We start from the raw sequence: 17,848 nt of genomic DNA, 5'->3' as shown, positions 1-17,848 counted from the left end.
CCATGCCCGAGCCCTCCACCGCTGGCCCTGTCGAACTCTCCGAGCGCGTGCACCTGCTGGACGCCCTGCGCGGCTTCGCGCTGCTGGGCGTCTTCGTCTCCAACAGCCTGAGCTGGTTCAGCGGCCGGCAGCTCCTGCCGCAGGAGCAGTCCCAGGCGCTGGCCGCGCCCCTGCTGGAGACGGTGGTCCGCCAGCTCTACGCCTTCTTCGTGGACCAGAAGTTCGTCACCCTCTTCTCCCTGCTCTTCGGCCTGGGCTTCGCGCTCCAGATGACGCGCGCGGAGGGGCGGGGCACGTCCATCGTGCCGGTGTACCGGCGCCGGCTGCTCGCACTGCTGGGCATCGGGTTGGTCCACATGTTCGCCATCTGGGTGGGCGACATCCTCAGCACCTACGCGCTGGTGGGCTTCGTGCTGCTGTTGTTCCGCCAGCGCTCGGACCGGACGGTGCTCACCTGGGTGGCGGTGCTCTTCGTCGTCCTGCCGCTCACGCTGTCCGTCGCGCAGCGCTTCGGCCCGGAGCTGCTGCACGGCCAAGAGGCCGCGGAAGCCGCCGCCAGGGCCACGCGCGAGGAGGACGCCGCGCACCGCACGGAGTTCCTCACCGGCCTGTCCAGCGAGTCCGTGCTCACGTCACAGAAGGCCAACGCCCTCTACGCCTGGCAGAACCTGCCCAACCCGGGACGCCCCATCTGGCTGAGCATCATCCTAGGCCGCTTCCTCCTGGGCCTGTGGATGGGCCGCAAGAAGCTGCTGGAGGACGTGGAGCGCCACCGCGGGCTGCTCGTCCGGGTGATGGCGTGGGGGCTGGGCGTGGGCAGCGCCATCGCCACCCTGTCGTTGGTGCTCTACCTGAGGAAACAGGGCGTCCCCGGCGCGCAGGTCACCCCTCCCGCGTGGATGGTGGGCATGCGCACCCTGCGGGAGGTGGGCTACCTCTTCATGGGCTGCGGCTACGCGGCGGCCTTCGCGCTGCTCTTCCAGAAGGCGCGCTGGAGGAAGGTGCTGGGCGTGCTCACGCCCGCGGGCCGCATGGCCCTGACGCTCTACCTCATGCAGTCGGTCATCAGCCTCTGGCTGTATGACGGCTGGGGCCTGGGGCTGGTGGCCAGGACGCCGCCCTCGCGCACGGTGCTCCTGTGCCTGGGGGTCTTCGCGGCGCAGGTGGCCTTCAGCCACTGGTGGCTGGCGAGGTTCCGCTTCGGTCCGGTGGAGTGGCTGTGGCGCTCGCTCACCTACGGCCGCGCCCAGCCCATGCGCGTGGCCCCCGCCAGCGAGGCGCGCCCGGCGCACTGAAAATGTATCGGTGTATCAAGCGGGGCGCGTGATTTGACGCTGCCAAGGGCGCCAGCATGTAGTGCCCGGCATGTCCGAGTCCCCCCCCGCCGGTCCCATTGACAGCGCGCAGCGCGTCCACGCCCTGGACGCCCTGCGCGGCTTCGCGCTCCTGGGCGTCTTCATCTCCAACAGCCTGAACTGGTTCAACGGCCGGCTGCTCCTGCCGAAGGAACAGGCCCTGACGCTGGCCGCGCCGCCGCTGGAGCTCACGGTCAATTCGCTCTTCGCGCTGCTCGTCGAGCAGAAGTTCGTCACCCTCTTCACCCTGCTCTTCGGCCTGGGCTTCGCGCTGCAGATGACGCGCGCGGAGGGGCGGGGCACCTCCATCGTGCCGGTGTACCGGCGCCGCCTGCTGGTGCTGCTGGGCATCGGGCTGGTGCACATGTTCGCCATCTGGTTCGGCGACATCCTCACCACCTACGCGCTGGTGGGCTTCCTGCTGCTGTCGTTCCGCCAGTGCTCCGAGAAGACGGTGCTCGTCTGGGCGGCGCTGCTCCTGTTCGTGGTGCCCATCGTCTTCTCCGTCGGGCAGCGGGTGCTCCCGGCGATGCTGGACGGCGCGGCGGAGGCGGAGCGCGCCCAGAAGGCCACGCGGGAGGCGGAGGCGGAGCGCCGCGCGGCGTTCCTCGCCGGACTGTCCAGCGACTCGGTGGTGACCACCCAGCAGGCCAACGTGGACTACGGCCTGGCCAGCCTGCCCAACCCCAACCGCCCCATGCTGCTGTCCATCATCCTGGGCCGCTTCCTCCTGGGCCTGTGGGCCGGGCGCCGGGGGCTCCTGCAGGACGTGGAGCGTCACCGGCCGCTGCTGCGGAAGCTGGCGGCCTGGGGGCTGGGGGTGGGCGGCGTCATCGGGCTCGGAATCCTGGCCCTCAACCTCTCGCTCCGGGGCTCGACGAGCGCGCCGGGGTGGCTGGTGTGGATGCGCATCCTGAAGGACGTGGGCATCCTCTTCCTGGGCGTGGGCTACGCGGCGGCCTTCGCGCTGCTGTTCCAGAAGGCGCGCTGGGGCAAGGTGCTGGGCGTCTTCACGCCCGCGGGCCGCATGGCCCTGACGCTCTACCTCATGCAGTCCGTGCTGAGCCTGTGCGTGTATGACGGCTGGGGCCTGGGGCTGGTGGGCAGGGCGCCGCCGTCGCTCACGTTGCTGCTGACCCTGGCCCTGTTCGCGGGACAGGTGGCCCTCAGCCACTGGTGGCTGGCGAGGTTCCGCTTCGGCCCGGTGGAGTGGCTGTGGCGCTCGCTCACCTACGGCCGCGCCCAGCCCATGCGCGTGGCCCCCACCGCGGCGCACGCGGTGAACTGAAGGCGGCGCGGGACAAAAAAAGAACCCCGGGTCCCGCGAGGAAGCGGGAGCCCGGGGTCTTCAGGAGCGGAGCGCGGCGGCTTCGCCGCGCCCCGAGCCTTCAGGTACTACGGGACCTTGTAGGAGGCCGCGAACACGGTGTTGATGTAGCCGTCCACCTCGCGGTCGACCAGGCTCGGCACACCGACGATGGTGATGTAGTACTTGCCCGCCGGGATGTTGCGCAGGATGACGCTCTCCGTCGCGCTCTCCTTCACGCCACGGCCCAGGTAGGACGTGAACGTCGGAGCGGCGGCGGCCTGCACGTAGACGTCGGCGTTGCCCTCGCCCTCGCCCAGCGCGATGGACAGGGTGTTGATGCCGGAGTCCTTCTTGAACTCAGGCATGTCGATGATGAAGGTGCGGCTGGAGCCCGGCACGCCCGAGAGGCCCTCGATGCGGGTCTCGTTGCCGATGTCCTCGAAGCCACCCTTCCAGGTCACGGACAGGCTGGTGTTCGAGTAGGACGTGAAGCCCTTGATCATCACGTACCAGATGCCCTTCGCGCCGGAGGTGGCGAAGGTGCAGGTCTCCGCATTGCCGGACTTGTACGGACGGCAGTCGTACAGGGAGTCCGTCGGGGCGTTGTTCTTGCGGACGTAGAGGTCCGCGTCACCCGTGCCACCGGACATCGTGAAGGTCACGTCCGTGGCGCCCTCGGGGATGGTCACCGAGTAGTACACCTTGCTGCCGGAGGTGCCGGAGATGCCCGTCACGGGCACGCCCTTCTCGATCGGCGTGGTCACCGGAGGAGGCACGGGCACGCCCACGCCCACGGCCTTCCAGGCGTTGCCCACGTCGGCGATCTCCGCCGCGGTGAAGCCCAGCTGCGTCGCGGCCTGCTCCGACGCGGTCTTCGCCGCCTCGAAGTTGGAGGACGCGGTCAGGATGTCGGCGTTGATCTTGTAGAAGACGCGAGCGGCCTTCTCGAAGCCAATGCCGTTGACGACCTGGGTCGTCTTGGCGCGCGGGTGCGTGCCACCCTGGGACATCAGGTAGAACGCCAGGTTGGAGATACCCGAGCTGTAGTGCACGTCCACGCCCGAGCCGTAGTCCGGGTAGTAGTCGAGCGAGTCCCCGTCCTGCGTGGGGTTCTTCATGTAGCGCAGGCCGTCACCCGGGATGCTCGGGGTCCAGACGTCGTCGCCGACGATCCAGGTGTTGTCGTCGATGACCTTGCCCTTGCCGTACCACTCGCACACCGCGCCGAAGATGTCCGAGAAGGACTCGTTCAGGCCGCCGGACTCACCGGAGTAGGTGAGGTTGGACTCGTGCTCGGTCACGGCGTGCGTCAGCTCGTGCGCCGTCACGTCCAGCGAGTTCGCCAGGTTGGAGGCGTTCACGCCGTCGCCATCGCCGTACACCATCTGGGTGCCGTCCCAGTAGGCGTTGACGTAGTTGTTGCTGTAGTGCACGAAGCTCTTCAGCGTCGCGCCGTTGCCGTCGATGGAGTCGCGGCCGAACAGGCTCTGGTAGCAGTCGTAGACCGTGCCCAGGTGGTTGTAGTTGTTGTTCACCACCGCGTCGGCGTGGGCGGGGTCACCCTCCCACCGGGCGCGCACGCCGCCCGTGGGGACGTTCGTGCGGTGCTGCATGTCGTTCACCTGGCGGTTCTTCGCCGAGTGGATGTGCGGAACGCGCTCGAAGACGTCGCCCGTCTTGGCGTTCACGTACACGGAGTCATCCACCGGGGTGGAGTCCTTCAGCTCGCCCTTGACGCGAACCTCGTACGCCAGGATGAGTTCGTTGCCCGAGCGACGGTAGACCAGCTGGGGCTCGTCGCCGGCGGCCGCGCGCTCCGGGGAGCCGCGATCACCGATGGCCGCCGCGATGGCCGCCTCGGACGCGATGGAGGCCTTCAGCTCGCCCTTCAGGTCGCCGCGGGCGTTGGTGTTCACCGCGAACACGGAGCCGTTGCGCGCGTGCAGACGGACCTCGGCGTCCTGGACCAGGATGCCGTTCTGGGTCACGCCGTAGCGGAAGTGGGTGTCACCGTCGAAGCCGACGTAGGCCTTCTTCAGGAACAGGTCGCTCGCGTTCAGGCGGAACAGCGGCGCCACGTTCGCCAGCACCGGCGCCAGCTGCTGCTGGGCCGCGATGCCCTGGATGGCGGAGGGCGCAGGAACGGAACCAAAGGAGCCGGTGAGGAAGGTGGGGACCGCGTCGGAATCCGCCGCGATGACCTTCTGGCCCGCCGACAGGTTGGCGGAAGCCTTCTGGACGTTGGCGTCCTCCGTGTTCGCGGCAGGAGCGCCGTCGGTGCAGGCGCCGACCATCAGGGACAGGGCTGCGGCACCCAGGGCGCCGCGTACTCGCTTCTCGTACATGCAATCCTCCTAAGGGGAAAGATTAGAAAGCACTGTGACACAAGAGAGGCGCGTATTTCAAGTACAGGCGAGATTTCTACTTTTACATCGTTTCTCAGACTTCGAGATATCTCGCAACTGCTTGAAATGACGGAGGGACTCACGCAGCCCGGCGGGAACGGGGTAGGTGCTTCAATCCGGGAATGCAGCTACTTCATGTCTGAAGCACCTGTCGGCGGATGCGTGCAATGAGTGAACGACGGGGAGAAATTGCCGTCTCATTTATTCCCGACCCGGGTGGGTCCCGTGTCACCGCTGACATCCCCGGGGACCCGGGGGCGGGGCAGGCGGGCTAGCGTCCCGGGCCCAGGAGGCGACACACATGCGCGCGTTGCAGCTTCAGCGGCTGGCGGGACCCGAGGGACTGGCGATGGTGGAGGTCCCGGAGCCGGAGGCCGGAGACGGGGTGCTCATTGATGTGGTGGCGGCCGGGGTGAGCTTCCCGGATCTGCTGCTCACCCGGGGCCAGTACCAGATGAAGCCGGAGGTGCCCTTCGTGCCGGGCGTGGAGGTGGCGGGCGTGGTGCGCTCCGCGCCGGCGGGGGCCCGGGTGAAGCCGGGCGACCGGGTGATGGGCTTCTCCTTCACCCTGGGCGGCTTCGCGGAGGCCTGCGTGGCGGCGCCAGAGCTGACCTTCCCCATTCCGGAAGGGTGGAGCTTCGAGCAGGCGGCGGGCGTGGTGATGAACTACCACACGGCGCACTTCGCGCTGCACCGGCGCGGGCACCTGCGCCAGGGCGAGACGGTGCTGGTGCACGGCGCGGCGGGCGGAGTGGGCACCGCGGCCGTGCAGGTGGCGAAGGGCGCCGGGGCGCGCGTGCTGGCGGTGGTGAGCGACGAGCGCAAGAAGGAGGTGGCGAAGCGCGCGGGCGCGGACGCCGTCCTCCTATCGAAGGAGTTCCAGACCGGCGTGCGCGAGGCCACGGACGGACGGGGCGCGGACGTGGTGCTGGACCCCGTGGGCGGCGACGTCTTCGAGAAGAGCCTCAAGGTGCTGGCGCCGGAGGGTCGGCTGCTGGTGGTGGGCTTCGCCAGCGGCCAGATTCCCTCCGTCACGGTGAACCGGCTGCTCCTGCGCAACGTCACCGTGGTGGGCGTGGCGTGGGGCGCCTTCCTGATGCAGTCGCCGGAGCTGCCGGGCAAGATCGCCAGGGACCTGGAGGCGCTCGCGGCCAAGGGCATCGTCAATCCGGTGGTGGGCCGCGTCTTCCCCTTTGAAAACGGCGCGCAGGCGCTGCGTGAGCTGGAGTCCCGCCAGGCCGTGGGCAAGATCGTCCTGAAGGTGAAGGCCGGCTGACGTCACTCCTCTGAACGAGGCAGGGGCGTGGGAGTCCCCGCCTCGCGCTCCAGGACGTCCGCGGCGCGGGCGTCCCGGGGCAGGCCGAAGCGGGCGCGCGAGCACATGAGGAGCTGGCCCGCGAAGACGCTGTCCGCCAGCGCGTCCGCGTAGAAGCCGTGGGCCTCGCACAGGCGAGCCCGCTCATCCACCAGCCGGGCGAGGATGCGCGCCTGCTCCGGGTGGGCGAAGAGCCCGACGACGGAGCGCGCGTCGAAGCGGGTGAGCGTGTCGTACTCCATCCCCAGCGTCGTGACGCACACCTCGCGGATCCGCTCCAGGCACGCGTCCCAGGAGTCGCGCGACCGGGCGATGTCGGGCACCGAGCGGCCAAGCTCGCGGACGGCGTTGAGCAGGAAGGCGTGTCGTAGCGAAGGCATCCGGTCCTCCACTACAGCCCAGCCCTCCTGAATCATCCAGCGCGTCAGGGGGTGTGGGCCCACCCCAATGGATCAGGCCGCACCCACCCGCCGGGAGCTCGCGCGCGGCGGCGGCACACCCTCACGGGAAAAAGACAGACATCGTCCCCCTGTCGTGGCGACACCTGCCCGCATCGCTCCAAAGATATATCCATACAGGAATGACATACACAGTGTACGGGCGTCCTCCGACGGAGACGGGGGCACGGATGACCCGAGCGCGTGTGTCGCCATCAAGACTCCGCGTGTATCACCACGCGGTTCCTACTTATTGCGCGGGCGCTGACAGTCTTTAGACTTTTCAGACGCGAAACACCCCCGCGTGAGTCACCACATCCAAGGAATGCACCATGGCCCTCCCGTCCACGCTGCGTCTTCCCCCGACCGCGGAAATCTCCTTCGGGTCCACGGTGCTGAAGCAGCCGGAGCTGCTGCGCCGGGCGGCCCGGGTGGCGCGACGGCTGCGGGCAGAATGGAACGTGCGGCCGGGCGACCGCGTGGGGTTGATGGTGGTGCCCGGGCCGGAGGTCATCCCGGCCATCCTGGGCATCTGGATGGCGGGGGCGGCCTACGTGCCGTTGGACCCGTTCCTCCCCGACGAGCGGCTGCTGCGCATCCTGCGCGACGCGGGCCTGCGCGGCGTCGTCACGCAGCGCATGCACCGCGTCTCCGTGGGGCTCCTGGAGACGTGGCTGGGCTCTCCCCTGCCCTTCCTGGAGGCGGACGCGGCGGCGGTGGACGAGGAGGAGGACGGCGAGGTCCCGGACGTCATCGACGCGCCGTTGGAGCGGCCCGCCTACCTCATCTACACCTCCGGCAGCACGGGTGAGCCCAAGGGCGTGGTGTGCACGTTCCGGGGGCTTTCGAACCTGGTGCACGGCGTGGGGCCGCTCTTGGGCCTGGGGCCGGACACGCGGCACCTCCAGTTCGCCAGCATCAACTTCGACGCGTCCGTCTGGGAGGTGTTCCCCACGCTGTTCGCGGGGGGCGCCGTGGTGCAGGGCACGCGTGAGGACCTGCTGCCCGGCCGGCGCATGGCGGAGTACCTGCGCCAGCAGCGCGTGACGCACCTGTGCCTGCCGCCGTCCGTGCTGGGGCAGTTGGGGCCGCACGTGGACACGCTGCCGGACGTGGCGTGCGTGGTGATGGCGGGCGAGCGCTGCCCGGCGCCGCTCGCGGAGCGGTGGCACGCGTCCGGCCGCCGCGTCTTCAACGCCTATGGCCCCACGGAGGGGACGGTCTGCGCGACCGCGTACCGGGTGAAGGGCGGCGAGTCGCCCGTGCCCATTGGCCAGGCGCTGCCGGGCGTGCGCCTGCGCGTGGTGGGGCCGGACGGCCAGGACGCCGCGGTGGGCGCGACGGGCGAGGTCTGGATTGGCGGCGAGGGCGTGGCGGAGGGCTACCGCAACCAGCCCGAGCGCACCCAGGAGCGCTTCCCCACGGACGCCGGGGGCGCCCGGTGGTACCGCACCGGGGACGAGGCCGTGCGCCGCGCGGATGGGGCGCTGGTGTTCCTGGGCCGGATGGATCAGCAGGTGAAGCTGCGCGGCTTCCGCATCGAGCTGGAGGCCATCGAGCAGGCGCTGTACGCGTACCCGGGCGTCGCGCAGGCGGCGGTGACGGTGTTCGAGCACACGGACGCGCAGGGCCAGACGACGGGCCTGCTGGTGGCGTACCACAGCGTGCAGGAGGGCCACACGGTGCCGCTGGAGGCGCTGCGCGCGCACCTGGGCGTCGTGCTGCCGGACTACATGGTGCCGCACCGCTTCGTGGAGCTGCCGCGCCTGCCGCTCATGCCCCACCTGGGCAAGGTGGACCGCGCGGCGCTGCCGCCCCCGGCGGACTGGGTGGGCGCCACCGCGTCGGATTCGCGCGCCGCTCCCGCGACGTCCACCACCCCGCCCGCGACGCCCATCGACCGGCTGTGCCGCGCCTTCGAGCGGGGCCTGCGCGCGGCCCCGGGCACCGTCACGGCGAACACGCACTTCTTCCAGGCGGGCGGTGACTCGCTGGGCGTGGCGCACGTGCTGGCCCAGGTGGAGGAGGACTTCGGCGTGTCGCTGCCGTCGCGCCGCGTGTACTCGCACCCCACGCCCGCGCTGCTGCTGCCCTTCTGCGAGGCCGGCGCGGCCCCGGCGGAGGCGGGCCCCCAGGGCGTGCGCGCCACGCTGCTGACCGACGCGCGGTCCGCTGGCCTGCCCCGGCTCACGGCTCCCGTGCCCGTCACGCAGCCGCCGCGCACGCTGCTGCTCACGGGAGCGACGGGTTTTTTGGGCATCCACCTGCTGGCCGCGCTGGCGTCCCGCGTGGAGCGCATCCACTGCCTGGTGCGGGCGCGCGACGACGCGGAGGCCGGCGCGCGGCTTCGCGCCACCGCGCGCAAGTACGGCGTGCACCTGCCCTGGCGCGACGGGCGCATCCAGGCGGTGGCGGGCGACATCACCCGGACGCGGCTGGGGCTGGAGGCGTCCGTGCATGACGCCCTGGCGCTCCAGTGCGACGCGGTGGTGCATTCGGCCGCGAGCATCAGCTACATCCTGCCGTACGCGGACGCGGGGAGGCCCAACGTCGCCGGCACGCAGCAGGTGCTGGCCTTCTGCGCGCACGGCCGCGCCAAGCCCCTGCACCACGTGTCCTCGCTCAGCGTCCACGGCGCGGTGGGCACGCTGCTGGGCCTGGAGGAGGTGGACGAGGACTTCGCGCTGGAGCGCTCGCTGGACCTGATGGTCTACGAGAACGGCTACACGCGGGCCAAGTGGGTCGCGGAGCGGCTCGCCGTGGACGCGCGCGACAGCGGCCTGCCGGTCAGCATCTACCGGCCGGGCTTCATCCAGGGCCACAGCCGCACGGGCATCGGCAACGCGGACGACATGCTGTGCCGGCTGCTGGTGGGCAACGCGCAGCTGGGCATGTCGCCGGACCTGCCGGACAAGTACTGGCTGCCGGTGCCGGTGGACTACGTGGCCAGCGCCACCGCGCACCTGGTGCTCACCCAGGCCCCGGGCGGCACGTACAACCTAGCGCCGGAGCGCGAGCAGGAGCCTTCCCACAACGCCCTCTTCGACATGCTGGGCGAGCACGGGCACCCGGTGCGCCGCGTGGCGCCGGCGGTGTGGCTGCGCGAGCTGGGACGGGTGGGGCCGGACAACGCCCTCTTCCCGCTGGTCGCGTTCCTGCGGGAGAAGGTCTACCACGGCACCCGCACGGTGCTGGAGCTGCACCACCGCACGCCGCGCGTGCGCACGGACCACACCCGCGCCGCGCTGGCGGGCACGGACATCCTGTGCCCGGACATCGACTCGGCCCTGCTGCGCCGCTACGTGAAGGACCTCTTCGCGCGCCACCGCTGCGCGGCCCTCGCCGCGTGAGCGGGGGCGGCGGCGTCAGTGGTGCGGCGGGAACTTCCCCTGTCCGTCGTCGAAGCGGTAGTGGGCCACCACCGGCTGGTGGTCCGAGGACTCGGTGGAGCGGTCCACCTCGAAGAGGACCGGAATCAGCGAGCGCGTCGCATAAAAGTTGTCGAAGCGCTTGCCCGTGGCGTGCACCACGCCGTGGCTGTCCGGGTGCGAGGTGAGCGTGGCGCAATCCGCGATGTCCTGCAGGCGCCACCACGCGGGGCTGTGCTTGGGAATCTGGCCGGAGCTCAGCTCCTGACGGGCATGGTGCGGCGTCGTCAGCGAGTGGTCCGCCAGCCGCACGCGCACCGTCGTCGCGTGGCACACCGTCTCCGGCAGCTCCTGCTCCATCATGTGCAGTTCGTGGCGCAGGCGCGGATCCGCGATGTTGCCCACGCCGCGGTCGCCCACGGTGACGTTGTGCATGTCGTCGCCGTAGCGCTGACGGAACTCCTCGATGGTGTCCGTGTCGTTGTCCTGCTTCGGGTGCAGCAGGTGCGCCACCAGCCAGGAGCCGCCCCGCTTGATGGCGGTGTTGGCGTTGAAGTCGCCCAGCACGACGGCGGGGACGCCTTCACGGCGGCGCAGGAGCGCGTTGAGCTGGCGCAGGTTGAGGGCGTTGATGGCCGAGTCCCCCAGCGCGTGGTGCAGGTTGTAGAGGTAGAGCGGGCGGCCCTCCACCTGGAGCTTCAGCCACAGCACGCCCCGGTCCTCCACCAGCTCTCCCGCGTAGCCCTGGCGCGCGATGGCGTCATTGCGCTCGGCGTCGGTGAGGACGTAGGTGAAGTGCGCGGCGTCCACGATGGGGTGGCGGCTGAGCCACGCCTTGCCGTTCACCAGCCGGGTGCCGTCGTCGCCGTCGCTGCCCTGGTACGCCAGGTGGAAGCCGAAGCGGGACGCGAGCAGCACCGACATGGGCACGCCCGCCTCCTGCAGGCCGATGACATCCGGCATGCGGTCCTGGGCCTCCAGCTGGGTGAAGTACTCCAGCAGCGCCTCCTGGCGCTCGCCGCCCATGAGGATGTTGTAGCTCATCACCGTGAGGCCCGGCCCCCGGGGCGCGCGCGGCGAGGGGTGGTGCACGATGAAGGTGCGGCCGTCTCCCAGCCGGCGCTCGCTCGAAGGCAGCGGCACGGCCTGGAAGTCCGGCAGGGTCAGGGTGGGGTCACGCTTCGGCAAGATGTCCTCCTGCCCGCCCGGCTTGCGTCCGAGCAGGTGTCCTACGGCGGGCAGGTGTTCCAGCACTTCGGGCATCTTCATGCCGCCCTCCCCTTGCTGGGGCGCCAGGCCCGCGGGGTGCCATGAGCAAAGGGGAAGCGATGTCGGGCGTCATGCCGTCGCGCTGTGGATTCCACCGAGCCTCCATCCAGAAGTCCTCCGCTCAAGTTCGTGTTGGCAGGCCTTGTCCGCCAGCGTCATGCAGGGGACGGGCGGTCGGCCGGACGGTTGCCCTGCGTGCGCCGGGCATGAACCGGGCGTCGGACGGTGCACATCCGTCCCTGGCGGAATCGGCCCGGGCATGGAGCGCGGGTGGTTAGATGGGTGGGCGATGAAGGAACTCGATGACCTGCTGCGGGCATGCGGGCGTGCCTCCGGTCCGATGGTGTTGGCGACGGTGGTGGCGGTGTCCGGTTCGTCGTACCGGCGCCCGGGCGCACGCATGTTGATGGGCGCGGACGGCTGGCTCGCGGGCGGGGTGAGCGGCGGGTGTCTGGAGGGAGACCTCGTGCGCAAGGCCTTCTTCTGGACGTCGGACGGGCCGCGCGTGCTGCGCTACGACACCACCGGCGACGCGGCGGAGGACGAGGGCGGCCTGTCGTTCGCGCTCGGGTGCAACGGCGTGGTGGACATCCTGCTGGAGCGCTGGGCGCCCGGCCCGGGTGATGCCCTCGGCTTCGCGGCCGAGGCGCGCAAGCAGTCGCTGCGCGCGGTGGTGGCCACCGTGTACCGGGGCCCCGCGGACGCGGTGGGTGCGCGGCTGATGCTGCGCGAGGACGGCGTGTCGGAGGGGAACCTCACCGGCGCATTGCTCGAGCCGGTGCGCGCGGCGGCGACGGAAGCGCTGGTGCGCGGCGTGCCCTGGAGCGGCGCGTGCGGGGGCGCGGAGGTGCTGGTGGAGGTGGTGGAGCCGGCGCCGCCGGTGGTGGTGTTCGGCGGCGGCTTCGACGTCGCGCCGGTGGTGGCGCGCGCGCAGGGGCTGGGGTGGCACCTCACGGTCGTGGCGGACCGGCCCGTGGAGATGCTGCGCCGCAGGTTCCCGGGGGCCCAGGCGCACGTCGCGTCGCGGTCCAGCGAGGTGCTGGACAAGGTGCCGCTGTCCGCGCGCAGCGTGGTGCTGGTGATGACGCACAGCCTGCCGCAGGACCGGGAGCTGCTGGAGCGGCTGGTGCCGCTGCCGGTGCGTTACCTGGGCGTGCTCGGGCCTCGCGCGAGGACGGAGCGCATCCTGCGGGAGCTGGCGCGTCCGCCCACCGCCGCGCAGTTGGAGAAGCTGCACGCGCCCATGGGGTTGGACCTGGGCGCGGAGGGCGCGGACGAGATCGCCCTGTCCATCATCGCGGAGGTGCAGGCGGTGCTGGCCGGACGCGACGGAGGCCGGCTGCGCGAGCGGCAGGCCCCCATCCACGCGGATGCCATCGCACCGGAGCGCAGGTCGGCGTGAGGGAGCGCGGCAGACAGATGCACGCGACCGACAGATTCGGAACGCGCAGGGCGCATGCGCCCGCCCATGGATGGAAGCGCGCATGACCGTCGCCATCGTGCTGCTCGCCGCGGGTGGCTCTTCGCGGCTGGGACAGCCCAAGCAGCTGTTGCGCCATGAAGGCACGTCGCTGGTGCGGCGCGCGGCGGAGCGGGCCCTGGCCGCGAGCCCGGTGGTGGCCGTGGTGCTTGGCGCTCGGCGTGACGACGTCGCCTTGGAGCTGGACGGGCTCTCCGTGCGGTGCGTGGACAATCCGGACTGGGCGCTGGGCCAGGGCTCCTCGTTGCACGCGGGCCTGCGGGCGCTTCCTCCGGACGTGGACGGCGCCGTCCTGATGCTGTGCGACCAGCTTCGCGTGGACGCGGCCCACCTGCGCTCGCTCATCGCCACCTTCGAACGCACGCGCGCGCCCATCGTCGCGTCCGCCTACGCGGGCACCCGGGGCGTCCCCGCCCTCTTCTCTCGCGCCCTCTTCTCCGAACTGGAGGCCCTTCCCCCCACGGGCGGCGCGCGTGGGCTCATCGCCCGCGACCCTTCGCGCGTCGTGGAGGTGCCGCTGCCCGGCGGGGAGGAGGACGTGGACACCGCCGAGGACGCCCTGCGCCTTACGCGCCCCGGACGCGGTGGGTGATTCCCTCGGGCCCGGCCACCAGCAGGTCGGTGGTCAGGTTCAGGAACAGGCCGTGCGCCATCACCCCGGCGCGCGCCTCCAGCTTCGTGGCCAGCGACGCCGGATCGCTGATGGGACCGAAGTCGCAGTCCAACACCACGTTGCCCTGATCCGTGTGGTACGGCGCCCCGTCCAGCGCGAGCCGCGCCACCACGCGCGCGCCCAGCGACTCCAGGAACAGCGCCTGCGAGCGCCAACCGAAGGGCAGCACCTCCACCGGCACCGGCCACTTCGTGCCCAGCCGGGGTGACAGCTTGGCCGCGTCCACGACGATGATTTCCCGGCGGCTGGCCTGCGCCACCACCTTCTCGCGCAGGAGCGCCCCACCCCCGCCCTTGATGAGCGACAGGTCCGGCGCCACCTCGTCCGCGCCGTCGATGGTGAGGTCCACCACCGGGTGCACGTCCAGCGTGGTGAGCGGTACACCCAGCGACGCGGCCAGGGTCTCGGTCGCGTGCGACGTGGGGATGCCCACCACGTCCTTCAACGTCCCGGCGGAGAGCAGCGCGCCCAACCGCCGCACCGCGTACGCGGCCGTGCTGCCCGTGCCCAGCCCCACCACCATGCCCGGCTGGATGAAGTCCACCGCGCGCTCCGCCGCCGCGCGCTTGAAGGAAGCCGAAACATTCTCGTCGGAAGTCATCGCGGGCTCTGGGAAGGAGACGGCTTCAGTGCGGCGTCCCAGGATGCCCGGAGTCGGCCGGGGGTGCACGCCGCGCTTCACTTCGCGGCGGCGCGAGTGGACCCGCCAACAGTGCCTCGTCCGCGTTCCCCAGTCCGGAAGGCAAAGCCGCCGCCTGGCGCCGTTCCCGCTTCCACATCTTGCGGCGCTCGCGCTGTACTTCCGTGAGCAACACCTGCCCCGCCGCCGCCGCCGGCACCGCGAGGATGACGCCCAAGAGCCCCGCGACGGTGCCGCCCACCAGCGCCACCAGCGAGATGAGCAGCGGGTTCATCTTGATGGCGCGCCGCTGCACCAGGGGGCTGAGCAGGTGGGCCTCGAACTGCTGGTAGATCATGAACAGCGCCAGCGCGAGCAGCGCCCGCTTCGAGCCCACCGACGCCAGCGTGGTCACGCTCACCAACAGCGCCGTGATGACGCTGCCGATGTACGGGATGAGCCCCAACACCATCGCCACCAGACCGAGCGGCAGGAAGTACGGCACACCCAGCGCCAGCGACATGCCCGCCGTGAACGCGCCACCCACGGAGACGATGAGCAGCGTGCCGACGAGGTAGTTGCCCACCGCCTCGCGCATCCGGCCCACCACGCGGCGCACGCGGGGACGGCTGCGCGGACGCACCCAGCCCAGGATGCTCGCGTAGAGGTCGTGCCCGAAGAGCAGGCCGAACACGGCCAGCGCCAACACGGTGACGCCCGCGCCCAGCAGCTCCACCGTGGACGACAGCACGGTGATGAGCGGCCTGGCCAGGATGCCGGGCTCCACGTTGAACGCGTCCTGCGGATGCGACAGCACGCCGAAGTGCTCGTCCAGCTTGCGCACCCACGGGGCCTGGGTCAGCTCCGTGAGGAAGACCGGCGCCGCCTCCACCAGGTGCTGGAGCTGCTCCACGAGCAGCGGCACCAACGTGAGGATGAGCAGGCCGATGACTCCCAACAGCGTCAGCGCGATGAGCGCCACGCCCAGCCCCCGGCGCAGCCCCCACGACTGCAACCGGCGGACGACCGGCTCCGCCGCCAGTCCCAGCAGCAGCGCCGCCGCCAGCAGCGTGAGCACGGGCCCCAGGCTCCGCATCGCCGAGCCCAGCAGCACGAGCAACACCACCTGGGCACCGACCGACCACACCGTCCGGGGCGGCACGTAGACCGGGAGTCCCTTGCGCGAAGCCTTCATGCCCCCAAGTTAGGGAGCACCTTCCAGGCAGGCGACGGGCCTGCACATGGCATTCCGGGTGGACTCCACGTGAGGATGGCGCCCGGCTGGTGGGCAGGCGGGCAGCCAGTGGCTACCAGGAGTCGCTGCCACCACCTCCGCCAGAGTCTCCGCCGCCTCCGCCCCAGTCCGAGGACGAGCTGGACGAGTCGCTGCTGGAGGACGACGAGGAGTCGTAGCTCGACGACGAGTCGTAGCTCGAGGACGTGCTGCTGACGGTCCAATCCGACGATGAGCCACCGCCTCCCGAACTGGAGCCGCTCCAGGTCCCGCGGCGTTCCGGGAGCCACACGCTCCAGAAGAGAAGACTGCCCATGGCCACGGGAAGCGAGAAGAGCGAGCCGAGCACCAGCCAGCGGAGGAGGCCCGCCAGGTCGAGGACAGGGTCGTGCTTCACCACCTGGCTGTAGGCGAGGACCAACATGGGCATGCAGAGCAGCACCAGTCCCAAGAGCGATGTCTTGAGCCCCTCGAACAGCTTCCATCCGCCGAAGAACACCCCCATCAGCACGCCATACGCGACGAGGATGAACAGCGGGGACCGGGGCCCGGACCACCCGACGGAGACGAGCGCCGCTGCCGGCAGCACCACCAGCAGCGCCGCCATCGTGAGCATCCTCAAGCCCCGGAAGCCCGCGACCTGGACCTGGAGCAGCAGCCGCGCCATCACGCACGCCGTGATGAACAGCGCCACGAGGAACCCGGCCGACTCGTCCGAGGTCCAGGGCGGTGCCGTGGCGCTGCCTCCCTCGAAGGTCCCCGCGAGCACCTGCGCGTCCACGCCCGCGATGATGGCGAGCAGCGCCAGTTCGAACCGGCCCTCGCGCAAGAGCGGCCCCTGCGCGTGCAGCAGGGCCGTCGCCTCGCCATCCGTCAGCCAGGACTCCAGCCCGTAGCCCACCTCCAGCCGCGAGCGGCGGTCCGCACGCGCGATGACGAGCAGCAAGCCATTGTTCTGTCCCGCCGCACCGCCCTTCCATCGACGGAAGACCTCCGCCGCGTAGTCCTCGATGGGCTGGCCCTCCGTGGAGTCCACGAGCAGCACCGCCATGTGGACCTGCTTCGCGGCGCGCAGGTCCACCAGGGCCTTGGAGACCGTCTCCGTCTCGCGCGAGGTCAGCATCCCTCGCGGATCCGTCACCGGCCGCACGATGGCGGGGACCTCGGACAGGGCCAGCACGGGCAACAGCAACGTCAGCAGGACGGTCTTCACCATGAAGAGACCTCCGAGGACAGCGGCAGCGAAGAGGGCAGCCCGCTCAAGCGGACCACCCAGCTCGTGGGAAAGGAGGCGGCGGAGGCGTTGTACGCGGCGGCGCGTTCGTCATAGCGGCGCTGCTCCACCGCCACGCGGTTGTCCGCGCCCGCCACCTCCGCGTCGCGGTTCAAACCGGGCGTGAGCTGATCCAGGCGCGCATGCAGGGCCTCACGGCGCTCCAGCACGTTGCGCACCTGGGCCCGCTTCTGCGCCACCTCCGCCAGCGTGGTGGTGAGCCCGTTGCGCACCACGAGCCCCGACACGGCCAGCACGCCCGCGAGCGCCACGCCCGCCCACGCTCCCTGCTTGAGCCTCGCGCGGCGCAGTCGCGACAGACGCTCACGGGCCTGGGCCTCGCGGGCCTGCTCCTCGCGGCGGCGGGCCAGCGCATCCAGCGCCTGGTCCACGTAGCGCGAGGGGATGTCCAGCTCCTCCCCGATGCGCCGCAAGTCGTCCGGGGTGAGCGTGTCCGGCGCGGCGTCCTTCTGCATCAGCCGAGTGGCGGTGGCGATGAGCTCGTTGACGTCGTCATAGGCGACGGCCCCGGGAGCCTGCCGCGTCCGTGTCCCGTCACCCATGAAACCATCCCCTTGTCGCTTCGGCCCGGTCCCACCCGGATCCGCGCCCGACGATACGTCAGTTCCGTCCCCGGCCCGATACTGGCCCTCGTGTGCGTGGCGCCCGTCCATCGGTCCGGGCAGACTGCCGCGCCCATGGACAAGCCCCAGACAATGCGGTCGTTCGTGAAGCTGCTGGTGACGGATGCGCAAGCGTCCGTGCGCTTCTATGAGGGCCTCGGCTTCGAACGCATCGCGTCGGACCCTCCCATCCTCCGCCTCCAGTGGGGCGGAGAGTCGGACGTGTACCTCGTGAGCCCTCCTTCAAGCCTGAAGCTGGAGGGACGAAAGGGCATGGGCGTGCTCGTGGGCTTCCGCGCGGGCTCGGACGGCGTGGACGCGGTGGCCGCGAAGGCGGCGGCGCTGGGCGCGCACGTGGAGGGCCCCACGACGCAGCCCTGGTACACCCGCGAAATCGTCGTCACGGACCCGGACGGCTACCGGCTCAACTTCATCGAACCCGCCTGACGCTTTCTTTCCACGCCCCGTCCCCTTAAGGGGCGTGGAAC

14 protein-coding genes are annotated in these 17,848 nt (G+C 70.9%); 7 read left to right on the top strand and 7 right to left on the bottom strand.

The features are described 5' to 3' along the window. Nucleotides 1–2: 2 nt before the first annotated feature. Nucleotides 3–1,295 (top strand): DUF418 domain-containing protein, encoded by a 1,293-nt coding sequence (locus JYJ93_RS10225; RefSeq protein WP_206788787.1) that lies wholly within the window; start codon nt 3–5, stop codon nt 1,293–1,295. Between the two features lie 70 nt (nt 1,296–1,365). After that, nucleotides 1,366–2,643, top strand: a complete 1,278-nt coding sequence (locus tag JYJ93_RS10220; protein ID WP_206788785.1) for a DUF418 domain-containing protein — start codon at nt 1,366–1,368, stop codon at nt 2,641–2,643. A 107-nt stretch (nt 2,644–2,750) separates the two neighbouring features. Here the strand turns inward: JYJ93_RS10220 and JYJ93_RS10215 are convergent, their stop codons facing one another. After that, nucleotides 2,751–5,009, bottom strand: coding sequence for a M4 family metallopeptidase (locus tag JYJ93_RS10215; RefSeq protein WP_206788783.1), 2,259 nt, complete (start codon nt 5,007–5,009; stop codon nt 2,751–2,753). Between the two features lie 361 nt (nt 5,010–5,370). On the opposite strand from JYJ93_RS10215, the gene JYJ93_RS10210 reads away from it, so the two are divergent. Beyond that, complete coding sequence (locus JYJ93_RS10210; RefSeq protein ID WP_206788764.1) at nt 5,371–6,345, top strand: NADPH:quinone oxidoreductase family protein; 975 nt, start codon at nt 5,371–5,373, stop codon at nt 6,343–6,345. Nucleotides 6,346–6,347: 2 nt separating this feature from the next. On the opposite strand, the gene JYJ93_RS10205 is transcribed toward JYJ93_RS10210, so the two are convergent. After that, complete coding sequence (locus tag JYJ93_RS10205) at nt 6,348–6,764, bottom strand: hypothetical protein (protein ID WP_206788762.1); 417 nt, start codon at nt 6,762–6,764, stop codon at nt 6,348–6,350. Between the two features lie 389 nt (nt 6,765–7,153). On the opposite strand from JYJ93_RS10205, the gene JYJ93_RS10200 reads away from it, so the two are divergent. Further along, a complete protein-coding gene (locus tag JYJ93_RS10200) occupies nt 7,154–10,171 on the top strand; it encodes an amino acid adenylation domain-containing protein (RefSeq protein WP_206788760.1) in 3,018 nt (1,005 codons plus the stop codon). Between the two features lie 15 nt (nt 10,172–10,186). On the opposite strand, the gene JYJ93_RS10195 is transcribed toward JYJ93_RS10200, so the two are convergent. After that, the gene (locus JYJ93_RS10195; protein ID WP_206788758.1) at nt 10,187–11,458 is read right to left on the bottom strand and encodes an endonuclease/exonuclease/phosphatase family protein; all 1,272 of its coding nucleotides are present in this window, start codon (nt 11,456–11,458) and stop codon (nt 10,187–10,189) included. Between the two features lie 289 nt (nt 11,459–11,747). Here JYJ93_RS10195 and JYJ93_RS10190 point away from each other — a divergent pair, with 289 nt between their 5' ends. Further along, nucleotides 11,748–12,860: an XdhC/CoxI family protein gene (locus JYJ93_RS10190; protein WP_206788743.1), complete on the top strand. Its 1,113-nt coding sequence runs from the start codon at nt 11,748–11,750 to the stop codon at nt 12,858–12,860. An 82-nt stretch (nt 12,861–12,942) separates the two neighbouring features. Further along, nucleotides 12,943–13,530 carry a nucleotidyltransferase family protein gene (locus JYJ93_RS10185; protein WP_206788741.1) on the top strand — a complete coding sequence of 196 codons (588 nt, stop codon included), beginning with the start codon at nt 12,943–12,945 and terminating at the stop codon, nt 13,528–13,530. On the opposite strand, the gene rpiA is transcribed toward JYJ93_RS10185, so the two are convergent. The 4 genes from rpiA to JYJ93_RS10165 all read right to left on the bottom strand — a co-directional run bounded on the left by rpiA (nt 13,505) and on the right by JYJ93_RS10165 (nt 17,300). Further along, entirely contained in the window at nt 13,505–14,212 is a 708-nt protein-coding gene (rpiA, locus tag JYJ93_RS10180) for a ribose-5-phosphate isomerase RpiA (RefSeq protein ID WP_206788739.1), read from the bottom strand. The genes JYJ93_RS10185 and rpiA overlap by 26 nt on opposite strands. A 25-nt stretch (nt 14,213–14,237) precedes the next feature. Further along, on the bottom strand, nt 14,238–15,425 hold the full coding sequence (locus JYJ93_RS10175) for an AI-2E family transporter (RefSeq protein ID WP_206788737.1): 1,188 nt from the start codon (nt 15,423–15,425) through the stop codon (nt 14,238–14,240). Nucleotides 15,426–15,537: 112 nt separating this feature from the next. Next, nucleotides 15,538–16,680, bottom strand: a complete 1,143-nt coding sequence (locus JYJ93_RS10170; RefSeq protein WP_206788724.1) for a TPM domain-containing protein — start codon at nt 16,678–16,680, stop codon at nt 15,538–15,540. Beyond that, nucleotides 16,674–17,300 carry a hypothetical protein gene (locus JYJ93_RS10165; RefSeq protein WP_206788721.1) on the bottom strand — a complete coding sequence of 209 codons (627 nt, stop codon included), beginning with the start codon at nt 17,298–17,300 and terminating at the stop codon, nt 16,674–16,676. Before JYJ93_RS10165 ends, JYJ93_RS10170 begins: the two co-directional genes overlap by 7 nt. Before the next feature lie 153 nt (nt 17,301–17,453). Here JYJ93_RS10165 and JYJ93_RS10160 point away from each other — a divergent pair, with 153 nt between their 5' ends. Continuing rightward, on the top strand, nt 17,454–17,807 hold the full coding sequence (locus tag JYJ93_RS10160; protein WP_242543750.1) for a VOC family protein: 354 nt from the start codon (nt 17,454–17,456) through the stop codon (nt 17,805–17,807). Nucleotides 17,808–17,848: the final 41 nt, after the last annotated feature.

It is taken from the genome of Corallococcus sp. NCSPR001, assembly GCF_017309135.1.
Lineage (GTDB): Bacteria > Myxococcota > Myxococcia > Myxococcales > Myxococcaceae > Corallococcus.
The sequence above is the reverse complement of the archived record's forward strand: the minus strand, read 5'-3'. Positions and strand labels throughout refer to the sequence as shown.

Bases quoted from the DNA above. Each gene is read 5' to 3' on its own strand.
- JYJ93_RS10225 (WP_206788787.1), top strand. From the start codon at position 3: ATGCCCGAGCCCTCCACCGCTGGCCCTGTCGAACTCTCCGAGCGCGTG.
- JYJ93_RS10205 (WP_206788762.1), bottom strand. From the start codon at position 6,764: ATGCCTTCGCTACGACACGCCTTCCTGCTCAACGCCGTCCGCGAGCTT.
- JYJ93_RS10195 (WP_206788758.1), bottom strand. From the start codon at position 11,458: ATGAAGATGCCCGAAGTGCTGGAACACCTGCCCGCCGTAGGACACCTG.
- JYJ93_RS10210 (WP_206788764.1), top strand. From the start codon at position 5,371: ATGCGCGCGTTGCAGCTTCAGCGGCTGGCGGGACCCGAGGGACTGGCG.
- JYJ93_RS10220 (WP_206788785.1), top strand. From the start codon at position 1,366: ATGTCCGAGTCCCCCCCCGCCGGTCCCATTGACAGCGCGCAGCGCGTC.
- JYJ93_RS10170 (WP_206788724.1), bottom strand. From the start codon at position 16,680: ATGGTGAAGACCGTCCTGCTGACGTTGCTGTTGCCCGTGCTGGCCCTG.
- JYJ93_RS10160 (WP_242543750.1), top strand. From the start codon at position 17,454: ATGCGGTCGTTCGTGAAGCTGCTGGTGACGGATGCGCAAGCGTCCGTG.
- JYJ93_RS10175 (WP_206788737.1), bottom strand. From the start codon at position 15,425: ATGAAGGCTTCGCGCAAGGGACTCCCGGTCTACGTGCCGCCCCGGACG.
- JYJ93_RS10185 (WP_206788741.1), top strand. From the start codon at position 12,943: ATGACCGTCGCCATCGTGCTGCTCGCCGCGGGTGGCTCTTCGCGGCTG.
- JYJ93_RS10190 (WP_206788743.1), top strand. From the start codon at position 11,748: ATGAAGGAACTCGATGACCTGCTGCGGGCATGCGGGCGTGCCTCCGGT.
- JYJ93_RS10215 (WP_206788783.1), bottom strand. From the start codon at position 5,009: ATGTACGAGAAGCGAGTACGCGGCGCCCTGGGTGCCGCAGCCCTGTCC.
- JYJ93_RS10200 (WP_206788760.1), top strand. From the start codon at position 7,154: ATGGCCCTCCCGTCCACGCTGCGTCTTCCCCCGACCGCGGAAATCTCC.
- rpiA (WP_206788739.1), bottom strand. From the start codon at position 14,212: ATGACTTCCGACGAGAATGTTTCGGCTTCCTTCAAGCGCGCGGCGGCG.
- JYJ93_RS10165 (WP_206788721.1), bottom strand. From the start codon at position 17,300: ATGGGTGACGGGACACGGACGCGGCAGGCTCCCGGGGCCGTCGCCTAT.